Source organism: Bacillus sp. AC266, from assembly GCF_979253805.1.
Window position 1 is genome coordinate 828,795 of the sequence record NZ_CEEDEC010000001.1, and the last position, 23,421, is coordinate 852,215.

Here is a 23,421-nt window from a genome sequence, read left to right on the forward strand (position 1 = left end):
AGAAGTCACAATAGCGACCTAGTGTGTTTTTATTATAAAAACTTATAATAACGGAGGTTTTGTCTTATGAGTCAAAGAATGTCTTATTATGATATTTCGCCTGATGGTATGAAAATTATGATGGATATGGAGAAATACACGAAGAAATCCTCAATTAATCGTGCTGTTAGAGAGCTTATAAAAATTAGAGTCTCTCAAATTAACGGCTGTGCTTATTGTATCGATATGCATACTTCTGACGCCCGAAAATTGGGTGAAGCCGAGCAAAGAATTTACTGCTTAAGCGCTTGGGATGATTGTGATTTTTATACTCCTGAAGAAAAAGTTGCTCTGGAACTATCGGAGCATATTACTCTCATTCCTACTAAAAGAGTTCCTGAAAATCTATATAACCGAGTACGTGAACACTTTGACGAAAAACAATATGTTGACCTTGTGTTAATCATTAATCAAATAAACAATTGGAATCGAATTTCTATCGCGATGGGCAATACCGTAATAAAAAAATAACACTTATCCACCAAACAATATGCGACCGATTTAGTTAAGTGTAAAATAAAATACACCCTATATAAAAACACAGTTGGTTATTTCTCCAACTGTGTTTTTGATTCTACTATCCCTAATCTATATTCTAATGTGTTAATCACTTTCTCTAAATTAACTATTTTTCCTTCTAAAGTTTGAATACGTTTTTCGCTGTTTTCTACATCATTAAACTTTAACTACATCTCTTTTTTTAACAACCTTCCTTGCTTAAAATAAACTCCAAGTGTAGAACGATTCGCTAAAAATACACCAATCAAGATTAAACAAGCTCCAATTCCCATTGCAGGATTTAATGGTTCTCCTAATACAAAATAACCTACAATAACAGCGATTAATGGGGATACATACAACCATGTTGATGGAAATATTGGATTTGTTTTTGATAAGAGCCAATAATATAAACCGTGCCCACCGATTGATCCTACAAATATGAGATATAAAATTGGCCATTGTACATTCCAAGATGTTAATACAGCTAAATTCGGCTGTTCCATTACAACAGATACAATTAATAGCAAAACTCCTCCATAAAACATTTGAATGCCGTTAATGAGAAATGGTGATACGTTAGGTAAATCTGAAAGTATCTCTTTAGAACGAATAGAACCTATTCCATAAAACAACTCTCCTACTAATATAACAAGGCATGCAATACTCCATATGAAAGTAAGTTCTTGATGCATGCCAGGTAAAGATATAAACAAAACTCCTGTAAGTGCTATAACTAAAGCAACAAGTTGTTCTTTTTGCAATTTTGTTTTATTTCTCTTTGATTGTAATAGCAAAATCATCATTGGGGCTGTTGCAGATAGAACTGCAGCTAATCCAGAAGAAATATATTGTTCAGCCCAGTAAAGGGTCGCGAATGTCATAAATGTTAAACAAAAACCAGCATATATAATACGTTTCGATAATAAGTAGGGCATAATATCCTTTCGCTTTAATTTAAAAATAATAATGAGAATAAGGCCCGCCAAAAAGAAACGAATTCCAGCTGAAAATAATGGTGGTGCGCCAGCTTCTATTCCAATTTTTATCGTTAAAAATGTCGTTCCAAAAATAATACATACTAAAATATAATTTAAAATGACCATTTTCCTTCCTCCTTTTTACTCTTGAAATGAGTATAGAGGATATGCTGTATAACAGTGTATCCACGCATATAACAGTTGAATAAAAATATAGTTGATTGTCAGACTGTTTTTCGCTTTAATTAAATTAAAAAGAAAAACAGGTGATTCTATGAAGATAGTACTACGTAAAGAATCCAACATACCATATTACCAACAAATATATATGCAAATTGTTGAGAGAATTCAAAGCGGGATGCTTTCACATGGCGATTACCTCCCTTCTTTACGTGCTATGGCCGATGATTTGCAAATTAGTTTATTAACTGTTCGTAAAGCTTATAAACAGTTAGAAACGAAAGGTTATATACGAATTGAACAAGGAAAAGGTGCCTATATACATAAACGTGTGAACAAAGATTTCAAACCAATTCCATATCAATGGCAACAAACGAAATCCATTAATGTTATGCGTTCTCAATATGTAATGAACCAACATCGTAAATATTTTGATTTTTCACAGGCTGTCCTTTATCCACGTTTATTACCAAATCCGTTTCTTTCAGATGAAATGCACAAATTACTTAATAAGGATCAAATGATACTGGCAACATATGGACCTGTTCAAGGTGACAAAGAACTTAGAGTGGAAATAACAAACTACTTAAAAGAACACCAACAAGTAGTTACAGATCCATCTCAATTATTAATTACAAGTGGTGCCCAGCAAGGAATTGATTTAATCGCCCAAACATTATTAAAACCTGGAGACATAGTGTTAGTAGAAAGTCCGTGTTACGGAGCGGCGCTTGATGTATTTGTTAATAAAGGAGTTCAAATTATCCCTGTTAGTCTTGATAACAACGGCATTCGCTCAGATTTAATCGATGATATTTGTCAAAGAAAGAATCCTGTTTTGTTATATGTGAATCCTACTTTTCAGAATCCAACGGGCACAGTAATGAGTAAAGAAAGAAGAATGGAACTTGTAGAACTAGCAGAGCTTTATCAATTTTTCATTTTAGAGGATGATTCTTTCGGAGAGATATATTTTGAGGATTTTAAAATTCCCCCTCCAATAAAAAGCTTTGATACAAATGGTCATGTTATATATTTAAAAGGATTTAGTAAAACGTTAGCACCAGGTCTTCGCATCGCGGCACTTGCAGCTGAAGGTCCTATCTTTGAATGGTTATACGCCGTTAAGGCTTCGATGGATATTGGTAGTCCCTTATTGACACAAAAAGCACTACTTCCTTTTTTACGCGCGGAACGAATGAAAAATCATTTAGAAAAATTACGGACTGCTTTACAAATTAGACGTGATTTAACAATTGATATATTATCTCCATTAAAAGAATTAGAATTTGAAATACCTAATGGAGGATTTAACTTATGGGTTACACTCCCTCAGTCAATCGATCCTTTTACATTATTACAAAAAGCGAATGAAGTAGATGTTTCTTTTTTACCCGGCACAGCTTGTCTGATAAACCATGAAAATCAATATAATCATTTGCGAATTAGTTATTCAATGTTAAATGAAAAAGATATGTTGATTGGATTAGAAAGATTACATGATACAATTGCCAAGTTTAAATCAATGATTTAAACTCTAAAACAACAACTAACCTCTTATTCACACAATAAAAAACCAACACTTTAAAATTTTATTAAAAGTCAAGATATAAGCTGAACCTATTATTAATAGTGAATTCTTATCTAATGTCATACATTATATGTATAAAAATTAAAAGGATAGAAGAGCTTGAATAAATTCGCCCTATCTATCCTCTTTTTAAACACAAATGACTAATCATAGCGGACTTCGCTGTCAACAGAACCTGTATTGCTCTATTGCTATGCTCAAACTTCTTTTTATTACTACTTGTTCAATAAGAGGTGTTTTCTTCCTGCATAAAATTTATTTTATAGGGAATTCATTATACTTATTAAAACAACAACATGATATAGACAAAACCAAAGAATAAACATAATGGACTATAGAACCAAGTGTCATATATAGCAAACTGAGAATGTTTAATTTTTTTGAAAAATCCAACAAACTTAAAATCACCAATTGCCCTAATAATGAAAACTAAAGCACAGACAATACTTCCGATTTTAGATAAACTATTTGCTTCGAACCCCTGCAAATAACCTACTTGAACAACAATAATGACACTAGCTAATAGAATAAGAATGGCTACGAATAATGTTCCCCATATTCTCGGAGTAAAAGCAGGCTTATGTTCTCCCTCTTTTACTGGGATAACAGCAGCAGAACCCCATCGACCTCCAAAAGCCCAATAAATATGCAAAAAACTGATAAACCACAGAAGCCCCACAGCTACTACTATTAATAGTAATTTCATTTATTCGCCCCCAATTTCGTAACTTCAAAGATAACATACACTACCGTATGTTATAGTGAAAATTTTGTCCCTTCAGGTTTTATAACCATATTAGGGACATTTATTATCGAATAATCAATTATGCCTCAGCATAATTGCGTCCGGAGGCTTTCACTTCTTTCAGTGGATGTTTGGACACCCGCTGAAAGAAGTGAAAAGCTCAACCATTTTATCAATATCAAAATTAGGATTTGCTTCAAACCTTGTCATCCATCCTACATACGTTAAATAGGCAAGTCTCGCTCGATCAATTGATTCAGTTTCGTCTACGCCCATTTTTTGATACAATTTTGCAACACAAGAAATTCTTTGTTCTTCTATATCTACTAAACGTGTTGCCACAACAGGATCATATTTAGCCCAAGCATAAATACCATTCTCAATTTTTTTATCTCGATTAAAACTAATCTGTAATAGCTGTTCTAAAGAGGCATCCTGTTGCTCCATACTTTGAACAATCAGCTTTGTTGCATGCACTTCCCAAAAGTCGAGCATAGAATCTAAAAGCTCTTGATGGTCACGAAAATAGTGATAGAAGCTTCCTTTGCTTATTTTTAGCAATCGAGCAAGTGCTTCAATGCGAACTTTATGTATACCTTCATTAGCTAATTGTTGTAATCCTACTTTTATCCAGTCTTCTCTCGTTAATTGCATATTATCTCTCCAATAAAATACGCTAGCGTATGTTTTACGTTAGATTACTACTATTCTCATTTTTTGTCAATTATTCATTCTGTTTATTTTTATGAACTTTAACGTTGTTGTTAATCGTAATATTGATCGTCATCACCCTCGATAAATTAGATAACACGAAAGTCCCTTCAGGATTACTGAAGGGACTTTTACACGTTTGCGAAAAGTCCCTTTATGTACAAGAAGCGCTTTTTAGTCTAAAACTATTTTTTCAGATTACATTGCTCTAGAAGCTTTTCTAGCATTTCCAAAGTAACTGGTTGTGCCTTGGTAGTTAGTTGATACCCAATCCGTCCATTCGTTTCTACAGTTGCTTGTTGTAAATTCTTGATTTCATGTATGCCTTTTTCTCTCAGATGCATAAATAATTGTTGTTCTGACATTTTTGCGCGTAATAAATTCTTTTTTAAGATTTCTCCGTTTTCTATAACAATAATGCTAGTTCCATTTAGAAACTTTTCTACTTTTCGTGATTTCAATTCAAAAAAATGAATAATAAGTAAAACACCCGCAAAAATAAACGCAGCAAAAATAGATGGGCCTACTTTCCTACTTAATATAGGTTCTACAATAATACGTCCTATAGAAACCACAATAATAATTTCAGCTCTCGTCATTTGGCTAACAGATTTACTACCTGTCAATTTTAAAACAATAATTCCAGTGAGGATTAAAATAATGCTTTCAAAAAGTATATTCATTACAGCCCAATCCTTTAATAGTGAATGTTACTAGTATTCCCATTAAAGGATTTTTATGATATTTCACATACTCATCAGACCATGAAGGATGTAAAGGTATCCATCCATACTCTTTATGTGCTTTATTATTTGAAGCTTCTCTCCCGGCTATTACTGGTATAGCACCAACTTTCTTTATTGCTTCTACTTGCGACTCATTACTAATCATTGCAAACACAATATGACCTTCTCTTATTAACATTAGCAATAAAGAACATCCTATTACACCAGTTGCACCTGCTACAAAAATTTGCATATGTGTTCCTTCTTATTTTGAATATCATAATTGAGACAAAACATATATAAAGTATGTGACAAATATTTGGTTAGTTTTTTCATTATTCATATGAAACGTATACTTTTAAAGGATTAATCATCCCTTGACTCAATTCCTCAAAACATTGTACGAGTGCAGTATAATCTATGTCATGTTCAAAAATTTCTTCTATAAATGGTGTTTGTTCTATTTTTCTAAAAAACCAATCTGCATGCTTTTGATAATCATATCCGTCACTTGACCCAATGATTTGCAATTCTTTCCGATAAAAGTCGGCGGTTAATGCTAGTTCTTCTTTATTACCATCAGAAAGTATACATATTACACCATTATTATTAAGGGCCTTTTGCAATGTACGAAATCCACTATTTGTAGCTGAACATTCAAAACCGTAATTATATGTTTCTATTATTTGCTCTTCTAAATCATATATGTTTTTTGCACCAAATTTATTTGCCAATTCTCTTCTATTTCTATTAGGTTCAACAACATCCACATGATCCACACCTGCATAGTATTTTAAGAAATAACATGTGAGTAAACCCATAGCTCCCATTCCAGTAATAAGTACCTTTCTATCCTGTCGTGGGTTTAGTTTTAATACTCCTTTAGCAGCATCACATGAAAGAATGGATAATAAGGCAACTTTAGGTTTTATATAACTAGGTACTCGAATTACTTTATGTCCCTTAACTATTCCTATCGTTTGATGCCCATAAAAAGAAACTACTTTATCACCTACTTTTAAATGTGTTACTTTATTTCCAACTTGAATAACTTCACCATAACTTTCATATCCAGTTTTTCTTGGATAAAAAGGATTAGTATCTGTAACATCCGATTCTTTATACTGTGGTAACTCTGCTCCAATACTAATTGCACCTGCGATTGTTTTAACGATAATTTCATCATTCTGTATAGACTTAATTTCACAAGTTTGCCAATTTAATTGTTTATGTCCTTCTAAAACTAACTTATATTGTTCCATTACTACCCTCCCACTTTACAAAAATATATTCTCACCAAAATTCAAACAATGTATAATAGATTCATCCAAAATTAAAGCTATAACGTTGGCTAGCACTCAACAGTGATCACATGATAATTGAATTTGATGGATATGAAATTAATGAGTATGTTATTGGAAGTAACTGTTCTATTGCTGATTTAAAGAAAAAGTATAAAAACATAAAACACAATGATCTATCTTATAACGAAATTGTTTCCTTATTTTGTGTTAGAAATAATTATCAACGTATTTCAAAAATTTATTCAAAAGATATTTTAAGTGATATTGTAGTTGATTTAGACACAGAATATGTTTATATTCCTAGAAGGTAAAAGTAACTATTTTATAATAGAGAGTTTCAATGCAAATTATGATTTAGACAAAAATTTAATAACAAAAGTGAATGCCCAAGTATAAATCGTAAATAGAGTAATAATATACATCGTAAATTCAAAAACAGTCAGCTTTCTCTCACGTTTTATATTCTTTAAATATCTATAAAAGAAAAATGAGCATAAGAGCATTAGAAATAAAGACATTTGATATAAATTTTCTACTACAAGAACTGCCATACATTTCCCCCCCTATAAAATATATACACTATACATAAAGGATATCATTGAACAGGAATTATTTACCATCGTTTTTGTGAAAAAACTATAATACTTATTCTTAAATAAAAAAAAGCACTCCTACAAATGAGTGCTCTTAAAAAACATTAATTTTGATTCAAAACATTCTCCTCAAAATATTTCCCCCAATCTGGGCGTCTTCCATCCATATCTGTAAATCCATACTCTCTTCCTAATTCCCATGAACTTAACGCTCGTCCCGTTTTTTCATGAACATTTGGATCACTTGCTAAAGCTGCTACTGCTCTTCCAACAAAGAAAGGAGTTTCTGATGCGATAAAATGAGGGTCTTGTTTAGCTCCTTCTCGCCAATTCTCCTCTGTTACACCAAATATATCTAACATCGCTTCTGAACGAAGGAATCCTGGACTAACTGCGACAGCTGTAATATTGTGTTGTTCTAAATCTTTCGCCATAGCTTCTGCTAAATGAATTGTTGAGACTTTTGCTAAACTATAGTACAAATTACCTCGATATTGATAATCGACTCCATCTGTAATTTCAATAACAAGTCCCATTTTATTTTTCACCATTAATGGTACACCGTAATGGCTTGTCATTATATGAGAATGAACAGCTCTTTGTTGCATAAGTAGTCCGTTATGTAGATTGTGTTCCCAGAAAGGTTTCTCCCATTCCGTTAAAGGATCGCCGCCCCAAACATCGTTTACTAAAATATCAAGCTGTCCATTTTGTTCGTCTTGAATCTTTGTAAATAATGCTTTAATATCTTCTTCTACCGTATGATCAACACGAACTGCGATTCCTTTTCCGCCTTGCTTTGTAACAAGCTCTGCCGTTTCTTCAATCGTTTCAGTTCTTCCCATACAGGATAAATTCCCTTTTGTACTTCTTCCTGTTACATATACAGTTGCACCGGCTTCACCAAGCATCATCGCAATACCTCTTCCGGCGCCTCGTGTTGCTCCGGCCACAACTGCTACTTTACCTTGTAATGGTTTCATGTGATTCTCCTTACTCTTTATAATCAAGTATAATTATTTTCGGTACCCCGTTCTGATTTTAAGAAGGGGTTAAAATAATATTAATTAAATTTGATTAGCATTGCACCCTATGCTTCGTTGTGCAGCAGCGAAGTTCATGCTTTTTTGTTCGAAATCAGCACATCTAAATAGTGCTGATTGTACATAACGCCTAATATGTTTCCGAAGGGATCAACTACGGAAGCCGTGATGAATCCCACGCCGCGCTCTGTAGGTGCCTCATACTCTTTTGCTCCCATAGACAGTAGCTTATTGAAAGTTGCTGTTACATCATCAACATGCCAGTACACTATAGAGCCAGATGGGCCGGTCACTGAATCAGCTGGCGCATAACGGCTATCGATTAAACCTAGCTCGTGTTGGTAGTCGCCAATGCGAAATTCGGCATATCCTGGACGTTCAAAGTATGGTTCACTTCCTAATAGGTCAGCGTACCATTTCTTTGCGGCTGCTAGATTATCTGTCCAAAAACTAACTGTGGTTAGCCCTCGTAATGTCTGTGTATTGCTCATAATCGATCTCCTCCATAATGTTGAGTAATATTTCCACATACTAAAACGAAATAACACCTTCTGAATTACCTTTAATTCACATATAAATAGCCCATTCTCTTATCCACATTCAAGAAAATGCCCTTTTAATGGAAGATCATGAACGTAACGATTTTTTTGTAATTAAACAATAATATTGTGAATCAATAAGAGCAATACATACAAACAAGGCTATTCTATTCAAAACACGCCCCCTCATAATTTTTATTCTTTTTTGAACTGAAAATCTAAACGGTTCATTCGCTTTATTTCCTCACTTACTTTGCGAATCCCTTCTTCAATCTTGTCTTCTTTTACATTTGATACGTTTAACTTTAACAATCTCTCTTTATGAAAGTTACTTAAATAATTTTTATCAATAGAATCTATACTTATTTGACTCTTGCTTAAATTTTTAATAAATGTGTCCGTGACTATACTTTTTTTCAACTGTAAACAAGTGTGTATTCCAATTGGATCTACTGTTCTAGAAGTAAACAAATGTGGGTTTTCATTTTGAACACCTTCTACTACTGCCGCTAGTTTTTTTGACCTATTGTAGTAAGATGCTTTTATTTTATGTTTATGCCGATCAAACATTCCGCTCTTTATGTAAATTTCTAAAGCAGCTTGCGAAATCATAGGACTATCGATATCTAAAATCTTTTTATACTTATAAAAGGCATCTGCAATGGATTGCGGGATGACTGCAACACCGACTCGCAATCCAGGAAAGATGATCTTCGAATAACTTTTTAAATATATAACATGATTACAATTATCTTGGCTGTAAAACGGATCTACTTTTGAATCAGTTTCTAAATCTGCTAAATAGTCGTCTTCTACTATAAATACATTATATTTCTTCGCAAGTTTAATAATCTTTTCTCTCTCTTTTTTAGAATACGAAGTTCCAAGTGGATGATGAAATCTTGGAGTTGTATAAAAGAATTTAATTTTTTCTGTGCTGAATATCCGCTCTAGTTCATTTAAATCTATCCCCTCATGCGTACGCTTAATTCCGATTACAGGAATGTTATTTGTTTCTACATATTCAATATATAAATGGTAACTTGGCTGTTCAATTAGAATCCTATTATGTTCATTCGGAAATGGTATTGAAGTTAATATAGCAAGCGCCTGCTGCACACCTGACGTTATAAATATATTATCTTCCTTTGTGAAAACTTGATAGTTTGCTAACTGTTTTTGCACAACCGAAATTAAAGATGGTAACCCTTTCGGTGTTCCGTATATAAACAAATCATTCTTATAGGTATCAATCGCTTTATTAATGCAATGCTGAAAATCTAAGTATGGAAAAACATCTGGATCTGGGGCCGAAGAAGCGAAATCAATAATCTCGTTACTTTCTATGTAACTTCCAGATTTCTTAACAACGTAGTATCCACTTTGAGGTACAGAATAAATAATATGACGCTTTTCCAATTCATGCAGCGCTCGTATTACAGTCGCCTTATTACATTCATATTGTGTAACAAGCGACCGTATAGACGGTAATTTCTTTCCTTCTTTTATCTCACCATTTTGAATCATACTTTCTAAGTCGTTCAAAACATGTAAATATTTATACATCATTACACCTCCTATTTTTTTGTACCGGTACAGTTTGTATTTGTTCACATTGTAGCACTAGATCAGAAGGATTACTATGTACGTATACTGGCCAGTAAGAAATCAACTACTATGAGGTGGAATTATGACAAATACAACAAAAGCATATATATCAGCATTACTCTATTCATTTATTATTGGGTTTTCATTTATGTTTGTGAAACTAGCACTAACCATTACGAGTCCTCTTGATACTCTGGCTCACCGTTTTACAGTTGCCTTCATAGCAGCAACCATTCCGGTTATTTTCGGTTTTGTAAAGTTAAATATATCATTTAAAAACATACTTACACTTTTACCACTCGCAATATTTTATCCAGCATTGTTCTTTGCTTTCCAAGCATTTGGCTTAGTATATACAAGTTCATCTGAAGCTGGAATTATACAAGCAGCGATCCCTATATTTACGATGATACTAGCTTCCTATTTTTTAAAAGAATATACGAATACATGGCAAAAAACATCAGTATGTATTTCTGTCATAGGTGTCATTTATATATTTGTTATGAATGGTATAGGGGCTCATGAAACGAGCTTTATCGGTGTTATTCTCATTTTATTATCGGCATTATCATCTGCTTGCTACAATGTATTAGCTCGAAAAATGACAAAGAAATTCAAGCTGATGGATTTAACATACACAATGACAGCAATCGGTTTTATTAGTTTTAATTTCATCGCAATCATTGACCATATGAACAAAGGTACAATAACTGTATACTTTAAGCCATTTACGAATGGAACATTCCTTATCTCCATTTTATATTTAGGATTACTATCTTCCTTACTGACAGCATTATTATTAAACTATTCATTATCTTATATTGAAGCAGCCAAAATAAGTGTTTTTAGCAACTTATCTACACTTATTACCATTATCGCAGGCGTTGTATTCTTACACGAGCAAATTGCCTACTATCATATTGTCGGTACACTTATGATTGTTCTTGGAGTAATAGGCACAAATTTTCTAGGAAAAAAAGGAATCATAGCGAAAAAGAAGAATACCTCCTTGAGTAAATAAAAAGTGAGGGGTAAATAATGCAGAACTCTAATACGATCGATATCCGTAATATACATGAGCTAGAGAACGAATTATCTACTTTATTAAGTAAACCCATTTCTTCAGGAGAAGATTTAGAAAATTGGCTGAAAATACAGTCGAAATTAATATGGGAAATCGAAGAACAATTGAGATCACACTATATTGACTTTCAATGTAATACAGATAACAAAGAAATAAAAGATACATTTGGATATGATCAACAATATGTAAGGCCTCTTTTGAAACGTTATCAAAATTCCTTTGATAATAAATATTTAGAGTCACCATTTCGAATGCAACTTGATCCAAAAACTTATAGCTTACTAGATAAAAAAATAAAAAATGCGCAAACATTATTTTGTGAAAAGAACATTGATTTAGAAGTAAAAGAAGACAAATTAGTAACCGAGTACTTCGAAATTACAGGCAGTTTGACTGCACTATGGGATGGCGAAGAAAAAACAATTACTGAACTACAGTCTTACTTACAAAATCCGAATCGTGATATACGAAAAAAAGCAAAAACGCTCATTTCTGAAAAATTCTTATCTGTTGAAAATAATTTACAACATATTTTAAATGAATTAATTGCAATCCGTCACCAAAAGGCAAAAAACATTCAATTAGATAATTATCGTGATTATATGTTTAAAAAACATGAACGTTTTGATTATACGGCTGATGATTGCTATGAACTTGCAGAATCCGTTCGTAAATACGTTGTGCCACTTATTGATAATATATTTAATGAGAAAAAAGCTGAACTTCAAGTAGATACACTTCGTCCGTGGGATCTAAAAGCAGCCGCACCAAATCAAAAAGTATTAAAACCCATTGAAGACGAGGGTGATTTAATCGAAAAAAGTTCTCATATTTTACAAAAACTAGACCCAGAATTTTCTGCATTATTGAGCCGTATGCATAAAAATGATTGCTTAGATTTAGAAAGTCGTAAAGGAAAAGCACCTGGAGGATTTTGCGAACACTTACCTGCTTCTCAATTATCTTTTATTTTTATGAATCTCAATCATACACATTATGATGTTACTACTTTCCTCCATGAAATGGGCCATAGTATCCATAATGAATGTATGAATCAGCTAAAGCTACAAAAATATTTAGAAATCCCTTCAGAATCAGCTGAGCTAGCCAGCATGACAATGGAATTGTTTTCGATGGAGTATTGGGATACATTTTATGAGAATACAGAAGAATTTATAAAAGCAAAATTAGATTTCTTTAAAGATATTGTTAAGTATTTACCACAAATGCTTATCGTTGATCAATTCCAACATTGGATGTATGAAAATCCAAATCATACTGCTAAAGAAAGAAATGAAAAATATTTAGAATTACATAACACTTACCAATCGAATGTGGTAAATATTGAAGGTTATGAAAACTGGATAGCAACTGGCTGGTTACCTGTACTACACATATTCGAAATACCATTCTATTATATCGAATATGCAATCGCGCAACTTGGTGCATTGCAAATGTATAAACAATATAAAGAGAATCCTAAACAAGCACTACAAAATTACAAAAAAGCATTATCTCTAGGTAGCTCTGAATCCTTACCAGAGGTATATGAAGCAGCTGGAATTCGTTTTGATTTTTCTAGTGAGACAATAAAAGAATTAATGGCATTTGTAGAAGAAGAATTAAATTTACTTGAACAAATATAAGTAAAAAAGATGCACCTATACTTTTAGGTGCATCTTTTTTACTGTATTCTCTTCTAATTAGTTTCAATTTTCATCTCGCTTTATTAATAATCTCTATATATTGTAGGTCCCCATATCCTATTGTTGGAAAAAGATTAAACAACCTTTTTAGTAACTCTTGTGTTGGTAAATCTTTATTTTTGGAGATATACTTTACTACTACATTATTTTCTTTTAGCATCTCTAAATATAAATCTATCGCCTGATACATTACAGGTAGTATCTCATGAGATGGCTTTTTATGATTTACTAGAACTTCATTGTAAACAGAAAAATAGTTCCCTAATTCAAGTTCAATTTGACTTACTTTAAATTCATCCTCTCTGAAGCTATTTAAGTATACTTTTCCCTTATAATCAGACTGTTCAAGGTAAGAAAGTACGGTAAGTAGATTCATTTGGCAAAACATATCCTCACCAAACCATAAAACGATACATTTATACTCTTTTTTTAAAAGATTCTCTAAAGGATGAATAACCTTTTTCATATAATTTTCTACAGTACCTTGATGTCCTTCTGCCCTTGTTTTAATAAACTCATCATCAAAAATCTGTGCAGTAGTCGCATTTACACACATAGCTTCATTAAATGGAGCGTAATCAGACTCCCCCATTAGTCTTTCACTTTTAAATTCTTCATACATAAATTGACCATTTAATATGTTTAGTACATCTTTATCAAACAGCTCACTCTTCGCATTTCGTAACTGATTAACTTCAACTTTTCTAGAAAAATTCATTCTATCCCACTCCTTGCCATCATTGATTGAGAGTTTAATAAATGATTGAACCGGTATTTTGTTAAGTTGGAATTTTCCTGGGGTTATACCAAAAATAGTTTTAAATGCTCTACTATAAGCCTCTTGCGAAGAGTAATCGTAATCAAATGCGATATCAATTATCTTTCTATCATTCGTCAAATCTTCCGTTGATAAATACAATCTTCTAAGAAGAATATATCGTCTAATACTTATCCCTGTTACTTGATGAAATTTAAACGAACAGAAGTAAGGAGAATACCCCATATAATCAGATAATTCATCTAATGAAAACTCCTTTTTTAAATTGCCCTCAATCCATTCAATCATTAGCTGTATATGTTCATTCATTTATCTCCCTCCTCACTAAATATTATAAGAAGTATCCACTTCTTTCTTTTGATATTTCTTGTGGTTTATAACATTAACCACCCTCTAGAACCTTTAAATATCATATGTAATTACTCATTTCATATTTTTTCAGCTATCTTATTTTGTCATACATTTACTTAACTTTCCAATAAAGTGAAACTTTAAGCAGTGGGGAGTTTGTTCCTCCCCACTGATTATTATCCCATACTAATCGGACTTTTACGGGATAAATCTTTTTTAAAGGATTCTATCAAATAAAACACGAAATTTGTAAGTTAAGGAACTAGTAGTTTTGTGCGTGGAAAATTTATGTTTGGAAAGAAAGTTAAAATGAATAATATAGAAAAAGAGATACTTAAACTAATTAATAAACTATATCCAAATGATTGATTTTCAAGACTGTGAAAAACATTTTTACATATTCGATTTAGCTGTTCCAGTCTATAGCGCGAAATGAGTAAAAAAATAAATGATCCACTATTTTAATAGGGATCAAAATAAATACTTGAAAACATCTTTTATTTACAGAGGTGTACTCTCTGCCAATCTAGCTGCGCTAATAATAGGAGCCCACTGGAAAATTTTATCTCTTAATAGACCTGTTTTTTTTGCAATACATATGTAAATACATTTCAGCTAATTCCACTGAATTCTGTGAATACAATAAGTATGTCCGAAACACATCTGCACGAATATCACCTGAACTAGCATCAACCCAATCTATAATATTCACATCACCATTACTCATAATTAAATTAAACGGATGAAAATCACCATGACATACTCTAGGTTCAAATGTGATTGAATCTAACTTTTTTAATATATTTCCCTTTTGTTTTTCATCCAGATCATGCACGGAGTTAATTTGACGATAAAGCCTTTCTTCCATCGGTTCTATTTCATTAGAGTTCACAGATATAGCATGAATTTTTTGTTGTATACTTACACAAATACTTATGAAATACTCCGCTTTACTCAAATTATTAAGCAAAAGCTCACCAACACTTTCTCCTTCTACATATTCCATAATAATAGCTTGTCTGCCTTGTATCTCTGTAACTTCAAATACTTTAGGAACGTGTAAACCACATGAATATGCATACTTTTGTTTTTGTGCTTCGTATAGAGATTCTGTATTAGGGAGGCATTCTTTAAACAATTTCACAACTTTATTATCACAAAGATAAATTTCAGCCGTATTTCCTTTGGCTATCGGATTTCCTAGATTCAATTCATTTCTCTCCTTACAGTAAATTAGAATAACGCTTTATAGTCCTCTATAAATTCAGTGTAATTATACTGAAACCCTTCTTCATGAAAATAAAAAAACTTCCCCCTCCCTATAATTATATAGAAAGTGGTAAGTTTAATTTTCTAGGAATATCGGAATGAAACTCCGGTGTATGCAAAACAGAAAATGAATACCCTTGTTGAATAAACACTACTTCGGTATGTTTACTTTCAAATGGAACACCATTTTTCTTAAAGTTATTTTGGATTTGTTGTAAAAACGCATGATCCGGTGTTCCGAATGAAACATGTACTTTCGGTGGTAAAGCTTTCATCGCGATTGGAATCCACGGTCGCTGCCACCAGGTTGCAACGATATATGCAGTGCCACCTATAACAAAGTTGAAAATATCCCCATCTTCCTTCGTTTTCATGTCTAGATTTGATTTCAACCATTCCGTAAATACAGGTACACTTTTAACCGGAAGACCAATTTCCCTTACGTATAAAATGTTTAACGGTGAATGCGGGACTATTACCTCTTCTTTAACATAACTATGTGCGATAATTTCGAGAAGATTTCCATCACCATCTTTAAAGTATAAATTGAATAGACCGCTCTCCTCACCAATTGTATGACCATCTTTCCATTTCACAATGAGTAATCCAGACTCTTTAAGCCATTTTGCCGTTTCATGAAATTTTGAATATGGGATCTCAAAAGCGAAATGCGCAGGTGCAATTGCTTCATACACTTCTTGAAAACTAATTGTTGTATACGGTGTTACTTCAAATTGAATATATGATGCGGTTTCTTTTTTTATTGGAAAAGATAATATGTCTTTATAGACTTGTTTTACCCCTTCTATAGAAACCGTTTGTAGTTTTATATCTGATATATGTGTAATCACTTTACATTCCCCCTTGTTTCTTATTATCTATTCTTATTGTATTACACTTATAAATAGATAAAATCAAACCGAAGGGTGGATTTTCCGTGTAAAAACTACAACTTTAGTATGAATATGTTAGCTCCAATTACTTTTTATTTCCTCTATAACAACTTCTGGTTTATCCCAGTGTAACAAATGTGTAGTATCAAAGATTAATTTTACTTTCGCGCCAGTTTTTAACTTGAAAATTTTTACTGTCTTTTCTCTATAATCATCCCATATCTGCGGTAGTGTAGCTCGAAGTAATACAATATTAGATGGTAACTTCTCGTAAATATCTATCGTTTCATCTTTATGCATACCTCTTATTATATTACCAGCTGTTGTACCTCTCGCATGCCAACATACTTTATTATCCATTTCAATCCCTAGATCTTTTACAGCAACTTCTAATAATGGAGACCACCTAGTATATGCTTCTTTTTCACTTTTGAAAAATCCATCCCAATTATTAAAAATATATTCTTCAAAATCCTTTTCGTAATACGCGATTTCCTCTTCAAGCGTTTCTTCTTGAAGCCTTTTTGTTTGATATCCTCCATCAATAAGAATGCTTCCTAGTACTTTTTCTGGATTATTTAATAAATAAAATAGTGCTACAAAACTTCCCCACGAATGTGATAAAAAATAGAAATGTTCAATTCTCAGTTCATTTATTATTTCATTTAACCAGTTTGCTAAATTCAGCATCTCACAATCTTCCGTTCTTTCAAAGGGCGGTGTTTTACCATGCCCAGGTGCATCAATGGAGATAAATCTATACTCTTCCTTTAATTCCTCTGCAATTTCTATAAAACTTAAACTCGTACTACCTAACCCATGTAAACAAAAGATAACGGGCTTTTCATTATTTCCCCACTCAGTAATATGCGCGTTTATTTTTTCGTTGTTAATATAGTAACGTTTCAAAATAATTATCCCCTATATTTCAATTTTTAGATTATCACTTTACCTATTTCTATGATTTTTAAGTTTCCCCTGCATTCTTTTCCACAAAAAAAGCTGATTTTCTTTTAAAGAAAATCAGCTTTTACGTTAAAATACACTATGATTTAACAGCAATAATCATAAACCTTTTTGAATTCGTACGAATACCTTTTTCGGAACTATTAGCGTCAATGAACTTTTGTAAAATATTAAAGTCCTCTTCTTTTTCTCCAAATCTAGGAATAATAGGCGTATGTTTTAATAAGAAAATAAGATCCTCAGGAGTACTGTAATAATCAGTAACATCATATTCACGTACTTGTACGAGTTCAAATCCTGCACTAATAAGTTCACCCATATAATTATCTTTTAACGTACCATCTCTTTCACCTAAACATTGCCCTCTACCAAATGCTTCTTTAAGATTTAATTTATCATGTTCGCTAACTTGTTGTGTTAAGAAAAAAGCACCTTTTTTCATTACTTTTGCCAATTCAGGTGCTACAAACGGCGCATGACAACTTGAAGTAATATCAAAATGAGCATGCGGAAACGTTAAAAATTCCGAATCCATTTGAAGAAATTCAACATTTTGTACACCTGCTTTATTCGAATTGGAATGTGCTGTTTTGATCATTCCTTTAGAGTTATCTATTCCAATCAGTAATGCGGCTGAAGATGCTATTTTTAATATATTCTCTCCTCCACCTGTGCCAACATCAAGTAGAATATCTGATGGTTTACATCTTTCTTGCACTTCGCCATAAAAGTCCCAAGTGTCACCTACAGTTTCACACTTTAGCTTACTAAAGTCCCACCCATTTAATCGTCCCACTTTATCATAAAAACTTTTATACTCTAATTCATTCATGTTATTATTTCCCCTTTGTAAAAATGCATTAACTGTTTAGATGATTCTCGAAATAGACTCATAGTTGATATTATCGTGAAAGGGCCTACGTCTTCTTTTATATCTGCTACGCATTTTTTCAGCCCCGAACAACTAGTTACTTCGAACGATACAGCATTTCATCTATATTACTTCATCTGGAAGACTGCATATATAATAACCTATAACACTATTTAATTATATATTATAAAATACAAATTACTAAAACGATATGTTTCGACAAACCCCATTTAGTTTACATAATAATATTATAGTTTGTTTTTATCGATATATTCTAAATGTCCTCTTCCCCAACCACACATACTATCCAAAACAATACTGACTGTTTTTCCATGCTCAGTTAAGCTATATTCCACTTTAGGTGGTATTTCTTGATAAATTTCGCGTTTTATTAGTTGATCGTGCTCTAATTCACGAAGCTGCTTCGCTAATGTTCCTTGAGAAATGCCTGGCATTAATCGCTTTAATTCACCAAACCGTTTCGTTCCATCTGTTAATAATATAAATAAAATGAGTGGCTTCCATTTCCCACCGATTATTTGTAATGTCGCTATTACCCCTTTTAATTTTGGTTCCTCTAAATTCACTTTCCTCACCACTCCCCTCAAATCATAAATTATAATGAGTAATTTTTTATATTATGTATCCATATAACAAGCGATTAGTACGAAATTTGCGACTATGTACATATAAAGTGCGTACTTTTCACTTGCAATCTTTTAGCGAATAATAAAAGCATAGCAGTTTTATTTTAAAGTTTTTATTAAAGGAGGGGCTAAAATATGTCTATTACTACATTAAAAGATACTCGTATCGTTATCATTGGTGGAAGCTCTGGTATTGGATTAGTAACAGCAAAACAAGCAATCGAACAAGGCGCACATGTTATTATTGCAGGACGCTCGGAAGAAAAATTAAAAATTTCTCGAGAATTAATAAATAACAACCATCTTCAAACTTATGTATTGGATAATCAAAATAAAGAGCAATTACAAGATTTTTTCAAGACAGTTGGGAATTTTGATCATTTATTCACACCGGGAGCCTCTTACACACTTGGACCAATAACCGCTACAGAGGAAATTGCTGAAAGCAGCTTTATCGGAAAGTTTTGGCCACAATATTACGCCGTAAAATATGCGATTCCTTTTCTTTCAAACTCTGGATCTATCGTGTTAATGTCCGGTGCATTTAGTCAAAGGCCACTTAAAGGTGCACCTGCTTATGGCGCTTGTAATGGTGCTATTGAAAGCTTAGGGAAAGCTTTAGCTGTTGAATTAGCTCCTATTAGAGTTAATGTTGTTTCTCCTGGAACGATACGAAGAGAGAATGAACAAAGTGAGAAAAGACTAGCTGCTTATGAAGATTATAAATCTCTTTCTCTTGTACAGAGACCTGGGTATAATGATGAAATTGCACATACTGTCCTGTATTTAATGCAAAATGGTTTTACTACAGGTAATGTATTATTTCCTGATGGAGGATACACATACCATTAAATTATTTAAAACAAAAGCCCCTTATTAAGGTGGCTTTTGTTGCTAATTTAGAAACTGCTGAAGTAATACAGGATCCTTTTTTAAAAGTTCTGCTAAAAACAAAAGTTGAGGAAAAGGTTGTAAGATTAACTCCTTATCCATTTTTTCTTTCAATATAGCCATTCCACCTTGCTTAATATAATCGTTTAGTGTTATTTCCTTACTACAAATTAGCCTAATATCACTTACTGAAAGTAATAATAGTCCGTTTGTTTCAGAAGATGGATTTGGTTCATTTTCTGAATGTGCAATATACATAATAGATAAAGTTTCATATGGACTATCAATAATTAATATTGGAGCGACTTCATTTTCTACTTTTATTTTCTTTGATTGTGCATTCCAATTCTCTTTGTAGTATGTACTTGGTGAACTCAATATAGTAATATCAATAGCAGCTTCTTCTTTCACTTCTCTTTTAGCGGTTTCTACTGCTGTCTCATTGTTTTCTTTATGGCCTCCCAGCCTTACTACACCTAATGTATCGCCTTTTCTTGTTGGACCAACTTGAAAAATAAATAGATTATTATAAAGAACATACGCGCCAGATGTTCTTACGTCTCTATTAATATCTATCAAAATTTCCCCTCCAAATCATTAAAACATTATGAAACACTACTATTTAGATTTGCATGTCTACTAAGTTTAATTTATGGTCTGTTGCAACCTTTAAAAGGAATGCAATTTTTAGATTTTGGGATTTACATCTACTTCGAAACTCAACTTTATCTTAAATATTGACATTGTGTGAGAGTCAACTATTTTTAACAACTTTAATTATATTTCTTTAATTATTTATCCTTATACTTTCTTGCTCCTCAGGGCTATAAATATTGATATTAGTCCGTTCACAGCTAATAATATTACTGTAATACTAGCGAGTAAAGCTACATCTGCTGCAAACAATTTAATCGTATGCCACGGTGAATTTGTGCAATAAATAAGAAGTGGGATCAAAATACTAGATAATAGTAGAAATATACTCCCAACGAACAGCCAAGTTTGTTTTTTACAAGTTTTCTTACGTTTATACTTTTTCATTAACATAATTGATGTAATAATGAGTGAGAGTGTGACTATCGACATAACAATTTGTGTGAATGGTATGTTTTTAGGGATATCACCAGGTTTTTCCCCATTCAAAATACTAATAATCCCCTTTTTCAATACCGTTAGTGCTGTTTCTTCTAATACATGATTTTTATTCGTTAAAATCACACCAGCCCAGCCACTTTTATTTAAAGTAAACATTTCTGCACGAGCATCAGGCGTTGATCCTGAATGCCAAACCATCGTTTCGCTTACATTTATATTTGTTGTTCTTAATCCAAACCCATAACTTTTTTCTGAATTTATTTTATAAAGCGGTGATAGATAAAGATCCATGCTTTCTTTCTTTAAAAATCGAGTGTGGTCTTGGTGATTCAAAAACATTATAAATTGAATCATATCTTCCAAATTCGCGGTAATATAACCATACGGTGCTCCAGCATTATCATAAGACACTACACTTTTTCTTGGTATACCAAACAACGACTGATAACCTGTTAAATAGCCTTTTTCATATGCACTTTCTTTATTTGCCGCTGCGCCATTCATTTTTAAAGGCTGAAAAACATGCTTTTCTATATATGAAGAATATGTTTCATTTGTGACTGCCTCAATAAGGGCACCAAGTATCATATAATTTGCATTACTATATTGATATTTTTCACCTGGTGGGGCATTTAATTTTACTTTTGAAAGTTTCATTACATTTTCCTTTAATGCTTTAGAATTCTTCAATTGTTTATCTGATAATGCTAAGCCTTCATATGTGTTTATTCCACTTGTATGAGTTAGTAGATGTTGGATTGTTATATTTGAAGTTGATTGTGTATCTTTTAGTTTAAACGAAGGAAGATGTTGTTGAACTGAATCCTCTAATTTTATTTTTTTATCTTCTATTAACTTGACTATAGCTAAAGCTGTTAAAGATTTACTTATTGAGCCAATCGCAAATGGTGTTTTTCTAGTTATCTTTTTTTCAGATTCTCCAGTAACCCCCCATAATTTTGTGTAAAATACATCTCTATTATGTACAATAGCTACTGAAGCTCCTGGAATTTTATGTTCCTTTAAAAATTTTTCAATATAAATATCTAAAGTAACTCTAATATTTTGCTGAGCGTAAACTTTTGAATGTGCAATACATAACATTAATACATTACAAACTATACAAATTAGAAACAATTTATATTTCGATATCTTCATCTTAATGTACTTCGGATAACTTTCTTTTTTTATAAATTACTAAAATTATTGATATTAATAAAGAAACCATTAAACTAATCATTATTAATATAGAGTTCCACCATTGATTTTCTGCTATTCGATATAAAAGATTAAAATTAAAGTTATTTTCACTGTTGGTTGGATTAAGGGATTCAGTTAAAAATATTGAAAGTGTAGTTTGTGAAATGAGGTATGTAATAAATGCGACAAATATGCCAATTATGATTAATGTATTAGATTTTTTATTTATATTTTGAAGTTGTTTCATTTTCACTCGCAGATCAATTTCATTTATCTCCAAAAAGTCTTGAACAAATAATTGAGGCGTTCCTAGGTCATTTATACTTTCCTCACCATGTTCACGACATTCTTGGATATGCTCTAAAATTTGTTGTTTAATATTTTCCCTTTCTTCTAAACTTATATCATATTGCTTTAATTCCTTAAGTACGCCTGTTAAAAATTGCTGTTCTTTATCTTTTAATTCACTCCTCATTTCAGAAGGTCTCCTTTCAAACCACTCTTTAATAATATTTTAATATCAGATTGCAACTCTAACCATTCATTAACTTTCTTCTCAAGACGTAATTTTCCATTTTCATTAATTTCATAATAAATCCTAACTTTACCACTATCCGTCACCTCTTGATAAGTATTAACCCACTCTTGATTTTTCAGTTTAGTTAAAATGGGATAAATACTTCCTACTCCTTTCAATTTTAAATTATGTACTTCGAGTTCTTTCATAATTTCATAACCATAACTTTTCTTTGTAGACAAAATAGACAATACACACATTTCTAAATTCCCTTTAATTAAACTTGTTCTATCCATACGATAAATTTAACAGAAATATATACTTCATTCAAGTATATATTTCTGTTAAATTTAAAAATTCTAATAATTATACAATCACTAAAAAAGTAGCATATTCCTTTTGTTATTATCCAAATAACCTAAATTATTATCCCGAAAAAACATTTTTATACGTCAATAATTATATAATAAATGATTATAATTAACGATTTAAAACTAACTCTCGCAGATAAATGTATTTACATCTTAGAAAGACTAACAAAACTTAAACATAAATGCCAACCTGTAATACCTTTCAGTTTAAAATTTAAGAATAATT

The 23,421-nt window shown here is 32.0% G+C and carries 25 protein-coding genes and 2 pseudogenes; 7 read left to right on the plus strand and 20 right to left on the minus strand.

What is annotated here, in order from left to right; translation table 11 throughout:
• Window positions 1–66 precede the first annotated feature (66 nt).
• Window positions 67–510 (plus strand): carboxymuconolactone decarboxylase family protein, encoded by a 444-nt coding sequence (locus tag AC0IXC_RS04265; protein ID WP_193653764.1) that lies wholly within the window; start codon window positions 67–69, stop codon window positions 508–510.
• Window positions 511–725: 215 nt separating this feature from the next.
• On the opposite strand, the gene AC0IXC_RS04270 is transcribed toward AC0IXC_RS04265, so the two are convergent.
• A complete protein-coding gene (locus tag AC0IXC_RS04270) occupies window positions 726–1,643 on the minus strand; it encodes a DMT family transporter (protein WP_044442047.1) in 918 nt (305 codons plus the stop codon).
• A gap of 148 nt (window positions 1,644–1,791) precedes the next feature.
• On the opposite strand from AC0IXC_RS04270, the gene pdxR reads away from it, so the two are divergent.
• A complete protein-coding gene (gene pdxR / locus AC0IXC_RS04275; protein WP_002141887.1) occupies window positions 1,792–3,231 on the plus strand; it encodes a MocR-like pyridoxine biosynthesis transcription factor PdxR in 1,440 nt (479 codons plus the stop codon).
• A 340-nt stretch (window positions 3,232–3,571) separates the two neighbouring features.
• Here pdxR and AC0IXC_RS04280 read toward each other — a convergent pair whose 3' ends face one another.
• From AC0IXC_RS04280 to AC0IXC_RS04300, 5 genes are all read right to left on the minus strand, one after another.
• Window positions 3,572–3,994, minus strand: a complete 423-nt coding sequence (locus tag AC0IXC_RS04280; RefSeq protein ID WP_326997798.1) for a DUF3995 domain-containing protein — start codon at window positions 3,992–3,994, stop codon at window positions 3,572–3,574.
• A 159-nt stretch (window positions 3,995–4,153) separates the two neighbouring features.
• Window positions 4,154–4,687, minus strand: coding sequence for a TetR/AcrR family transcriptional regulator (locus AC0IXC_RS04285; protein ID WP_002032294.1), 534 nt, complete (start codon window positions 4,685–4,687; stop codon window positions 4,154–4,156).
• 242 nt (window positions 4,688–4,929) lie between these two features.
• The gene (locus AC0IXC_RS04290; protein ID WP_002189697.1) at window positions 4,930–5,427 is read right to left on the minus strand and encodes a DUF421 domain-containing protein; all 498 of its coding nucleotides are present in this window, start codon (window positions 5,425–5,427) and stop codon (window positions 4,930–4,932) included.
• Window positions 5,411–5,722: a Rossmann-fold NAD(P)-binding domain-containing protein gene (locus AC0IXC_RS04295; RefSeq protein WP_193653762.1), complete on the minus strand. Its 312-nt coding sequence runs from the start codon at window positions 5,720–5,722 to the stop codon at window positions 5,411–5,413. The genes AC0IXC_RS04290 and AC0IXC_RS04295 overlap by 17 nt, the downstream gene beginning before the upstream one ends.
• An 82-nt stretch (window positions 5,723–5,804) precedes the next feature.
• Window positions 5,805–6,731, minus strand: coding sequence for a zinc-dependent alcohol dehydrogenase (locus AC0IXC_RS04300; RefSeq protein WP_471652627.1), 927 nt, complete (start codon window positions 6,729–6,731; stop codon window positions 5,805–5,807).
• A gap of 110 nt (window positions 6,732–6,841) precedes the next feature.
• Between AC0IXC_RS04300 and AC0IXC_RS04305 the strand changes: the two genes are divergently transcribed.
• Entirely contained in the window at window positions 6,842–7,084 is a 243-nt protein-coding gene (locus AC0IXC_RS04305) for a hypothetical protein (protein WP_471652628.1), read from the plus strand.
• Window positions 7,085–7,120: 36 nt separating this feature from the next.
• Here AC0IXC_RS04305 and AC0IXC_RS04310 read toward each other — a convergent pair whose 3' ends face one another.
• The 4 genes from AC0IXC_RS04310 to AC0IXC_RS04325 all read right to left on the minus strand — a co-directional run bounded on the left by AC0IXC_RS04310 (window position 7,121) and on the right by AC0IXC_RS04325 (window position 10,514).
• Window positions 7,121–7,324, minus strand: a complete 204-nt coding sequence (locus tag AC0IXC_RS04310) for a hypothetical protein (RefSeq protein WP_113936435.1) — start codon at window positions 7,322–7,324, stop codon at window positions 7,121–7,123.
• A gap of 146 nt (window positions 7,325–7,470) precedes the next feature.
• Window positions 7,471–8,349, minus strand: coding sequence for an SDR family oxidoreductase (locus tag AC0IXC_RS04315; protein WP_002032284.1), 879 nt, complete (start codon window positions 8,347–8,349; stop codon window positions 7,471–7,473).
• 134 nt (window positions 8,350–8,483) lie between these two features.
• On the minus strand, window positions 8,484–8,900 hold the full coding sequence (locus AC0IXC_RS04320; RefSeq protein WP_002127537.1) for a VOC family protein: 417 nt from the start codon (window positions 8,898–8,900) through the stop codon (window positions 8,484–8,486).
• Window positions 8,901–9,143: 243 nt separating this feature from the next.
• Window positions 9,144–10,514, minus strand: coding sequence for an aminotransferase-like domain-containing protein (locus tag AC0IXC_RS04325; RefSeq protein ID WP_471652629.1), 1,371 nt, complete (start codon window positions 10,512–10,514; stop codon window positions 9,144–9,146).
• Window positions 10,515–10,638: 124 nt separating this feature from the next.
• On the opposite strand from AC0IXC_RS04325, the gene AC0IXC_RS04330 reads away from it, so the two are divergent.
• Both AC0IXC_RS04330 and AC0IXC_RS04335 read left to right on the plus strand, forming a co-directional pair.
• On the plus strand, window positions 10,639–11,577 hold the full coding sequence (locus AC0IXC_RS04330) for a DMT family transporter (protein ID WP_000185903.1): 939 nt from the start codon (window positions 10,639–10,641) through the stop codon (window positions 11,575–11,577).
• 17 nt (window positions 11,578–11,594) lie between these two features.
• Entirely contained in the window at window positions 11,595–13,286 is a 1,692-nt protein-coding gene (locus AC0IXC_RS04335) for a M3 family oligoendopeptidase (RefSeq protein WP_471652630.1), read from the plus strand.
• A gap of 70 nt (window positions 13,287–13,356) precedes the next feature.
• Here AC0IXC_RS04335 and AC0IXC_RS04340 read toward each other — a convergent pair whose 3' ends face one another.
• Window positions 13,357–14,433, minus strand: a complete 1,077-nt coding sequence (locus AC0IXC_RS04340; RefSeq protein WP_471652631.1) for a helix-turn-helix domain-containing protein — start codon at window positions 14,431–14,433, stop codon at window positions 13,357–13,359.
• 397 nt (window positions 14,434–14,830) lie between these two features.
• On the opposite strand from AC0IXC_RS04340, the pseudogene AC0IXC_RS04345 reads away from it, so the two are divergent.
• Window positions 14,831–14,905: pseudogene (locus AC0IXC_RS04345) on the plus strand (aminoglycoside phosphotransferase); the annotation flags it as partial.
• Between the two features lie 71 nt (window positions 14,906–14,976).
• Here AC0IXC_RS04345 and AC0IXC_RS04350 read toward each other — a convergent pair.
• The 5 genes and pseudogenes from AC0IXC_RS04350 to AC0IXC_RS04370 form a co-directional block, all read right to left on the minus strand.
• Window positions 14,977–15,685 (minus strand): annotated as a pseudogene (locus tag AC0IXC_RS04350) (aminoglycoside phosphotransferase family protein).
• Between the two features lie 115 nt (window positions 15,686–15,800).
• Window positions 15,801–16,595, minus strand: a complete 795-nt coding sequence (locus AC0IXC_RS04355) for a VOC family protein (RefSeq protein WP_471652632.1) — start codon at window positions 16,593–16,595, stop codon at window positions 15,801–15,803.
• Between the two features lie 117 nt (window positions 16,596–16,712).
• Window positions 16,713–17,546: an alpha/beta hydrolase gene (locus AC0IXC_RS04360; protein WP_002032274.1), complete on the minus strand. Its 834-nt coding sequence runs from the start codon at window positions 17,544–17,546 to the stop codon at window positions 16,713–16,715.
• Between the two features lie 136 nt (window positions 17,547–17,682).
• Complete coding sequence (locus tag AC0IXC_RS04365) at window positions 17,683–18,435, minus strand: class I SAM-dependent methyltransferase (RefSeq protein WP_471652633.1); 753 nt, start codon at window positions 18,433–18,435, stop codon at window positions 17,683–17,685.
• 287 nt (window positions 18,436–18,722) lie between these two features.
• Entirely contained in the window at window positions 18,723–19,070 is a 348-nt protein-coding gene (locus tag AC0IXC_RS04370) for a winged helix-turn-helix transcriptional regulator (protein WP_002141868.1), read from the minus strand.
• Between the two features lie 186 nt (window positions 19,071–19,256).
• Here AC0IXC_RS04370 and AC0IXC_RS04375 point away from each other — a divergent pair, with 186 nt between their 5' ends.
• Entirely contained in the window at window positions 19,257–19,973 is a 717-nt protein-coding gene (locus AC0IXC_RS04375; protein WP_002032271.1) for an SDR family oxidoreductase, read from the plus strand.
• 42 nt (window positions 19,974–20,015) lie between these two features.
• Here AC0IXC_RS04375 and AC0IXC_RS04380 read toward each other — a convergent pair whose 3' ends face one another.
• The 4 genes from AC0IXC_RS04380 to AC0IXC_RS04395 form a co-directional block, all read right to left on the minus strand.
• Window positions 20,016–20,591 (minus strand): NUDIX hydrolase, encoded by a 576-nt coding sequence (locus AC0IXC_RS04380; protein WP_078185743.1) that lies wholly within the window; start codon window positions 20,589–20,591, stop codon window positions 20,016–20,018.
• Window positions 20,592–20,813: 222 nt separating this feature from the next.
• The gene (locus tag AC0IXC_RS04385) at window positions 20,814–22,265 is read right to left on the minus strand and encodes a serine hydrolase domain-containing protein (protein WP_341085844.1); all 1,452 of its coding nucleotides are present in this window, start codon (window positions 22,263–22,265) and stop codon (window positions 20,814–20,816) included.
• A gap of 1 nt (window position 22,266) precedes the next feature.
• On the minus strand, window positions 22,267–22,782 hold the full coding sequence (locus AC0IXC_RS04390) for a DUF1129 domain-containing protein (protein WP_098168227.1): 516 nt from the start codon (window positions 22,780–22,782) through the stop codon (window positions 22,267–22,269).
• Window positions 22,779–23,120: a PadR family transcriptional regulator gene (locus AC0IXC_RS04395; protein ID WP_002085418.1), complete on the minus strand. Its 342-nt coding sequence runs from the start codon at window positions 23,118–23,120 to the stop codon at window positions 22,779–22,781. Before AC0IXC_RS04395 ends, AC0IXC_RS04390 begins: the two co-directional genes overlap by 4 nt.
• Between the last annotated feature and the right edge of the window lie 301 nt (window positions 23,121–23,421).

Excerpts from the sequence above, each read along its gene's own strand:
- AC0IXC_RS04265 (WP_193653764.1), top strand. The coding sequence starts at position 67 with ATGAGTCAAAGAATGTCTTATTATGATATTTCGCCTGATGGTATGAAA.
- AC0IXC_RS04270 (WP_044442047.1), bottom strand. The coding sequence starts at position 1,643 with ATGGTCATTTTAAATTATATTTTAGTATGTATTATTTTTGGAACGACA.
- pdxR (WP_002141887.1), top strand. The coding sequence starts at position 1,792 with ATGAAGATAGTACTACGTAAAGAATCCAACATACCATATTACCAACAA.
- AC0IXC_RS04280 (WP_326997798.1), bottom strand. The coding sequence starts at position 3,994 with ATGAAATTACTATTAATAGTAGTAGCTGTGGGGCTTCTGTGGTTTATC.
- AC0IXC_RS04285 (WP_002032294.1), bottom strand. The coding sequence starts at position 4,687 with ATGCAATTAACGAGAGAAGACTGGATAAAAGTAGGATTACAACAATTA.
- AC0IXC_RS04290 (WP_002189697.1), bottom strand. The coding sequence starts at position 5,427 with ATGAATATACTTTTTGAAAGCATTATTTTAATCCTCACTGGAATTATT.
- AC0IXC_RS04295 (WP_193653762.1), bottom strand. The coding sequence starts at position 5,722 with ATGCAAATTTTTGTAGCAGGTGCAACTGGTGTAATAGGATGTTCTTTA.
- AC0IXC_RS04300 (WP_471652627.1), bottom strand. The coding sequence starts at position 6,731 with ATGGAACAATATAAGTTAGTTTTAGAAGGACATAAACAATTAAATTGG.
- AC0IXC_RS04305 (WP_471652628.1), top strand. The coding sequence starts at position 6,842 with ATGATAATTGAATTTGATGGATATGAAATTAATGAGTATGTTATTGGA.
- AC0IXC_RS04310 (WP_113936435.1), bottom strand. The coding sequence starts at position 7,324 with ATGGCAGTTCTTGTAGTAGAAAATTTATATCAAATGTCTTTATTTCTA.
- AC0IXC_RS04315 (WP_002032284.1), bottom strand. The coding sequence starts at position 8,349 with ATGAAACCATTACAAGGTAAAGTAGCAGTTGTGGCCGGAGCAACACGA.
- AC0IXC_RS04320 (WP_002127537.1), bottom strand. The coding sequence starts at position 8,900 with ATGAGCAATACACAGACATTACGAGGGCTAACCACAGTTAGTTTTTGG.
- AC0IXC_RS04325 (WP_471652629.1), bottom strand. The coding sequence starts at position 10,514 with ATGTATAAATATTTACATGTTTTGAACGACTTAGAAAGTATGATTCAA.
- AC0IXC_RS04330 (WP_000185903.1), top strand. The coding sequence starts at position 10,639 with ATGACAAATACAACAAAAGCATATATATCAGCATTACTCTATTCATTT.
- AC0IXC_RS04335 (WP_471652630.1), top strand. The coding sequence starts at position 11,595 with ATGCAGAACTCTAATACGATCGATATCCGTAATATACATGAGCTAGAG.
- AC0IXC_RS04340 (WP_471652631.1), bottom strand. The coding sequence starts at position 14,433 with ATGAATGAACATATACAGCTAATGATTGAATGGATTGAGGGCAATTTA.
- AC0IXC_RS04365 (WP_471652633.1), bottom strand. The coding sequence starts at position 18,435 with ATGAATGAATTAGAGTATAAAAGTTTTTATGATAAAGTGGGACGATTA.
- AC0IXC_RS04375 (WP_002032271.1), top strand. The coding sequence starts at position 19,257 with ATGTCTATTACTACATTAAAAGATACTCGTATCGTTATCATTGGTGGA.
- AC0IXC_RS04385 (WP_341085844.1), bottom strand. The coding sequence starts at position 22,265 with ATGAAGATATCGAAATATAAATTGTTTCTAATTTGTATAGTTTGTAAT.
- AC0IXC_RS04390 (WP_098168227.1), bottom strand. The coding sequence starts at position 22,782 with ATGAGGAGTGAATTAAAAGATAAAGAACAGCAATTTTTAACAGGCGTA.
- AC0IXC_RS04395 (WP_002085418.1), bottom strand. The coding sequence starts at position 23,120 with ATGGATAGAACAAGTTTAATTAAAGGGAATTTAGAAATGTGTGTATTG.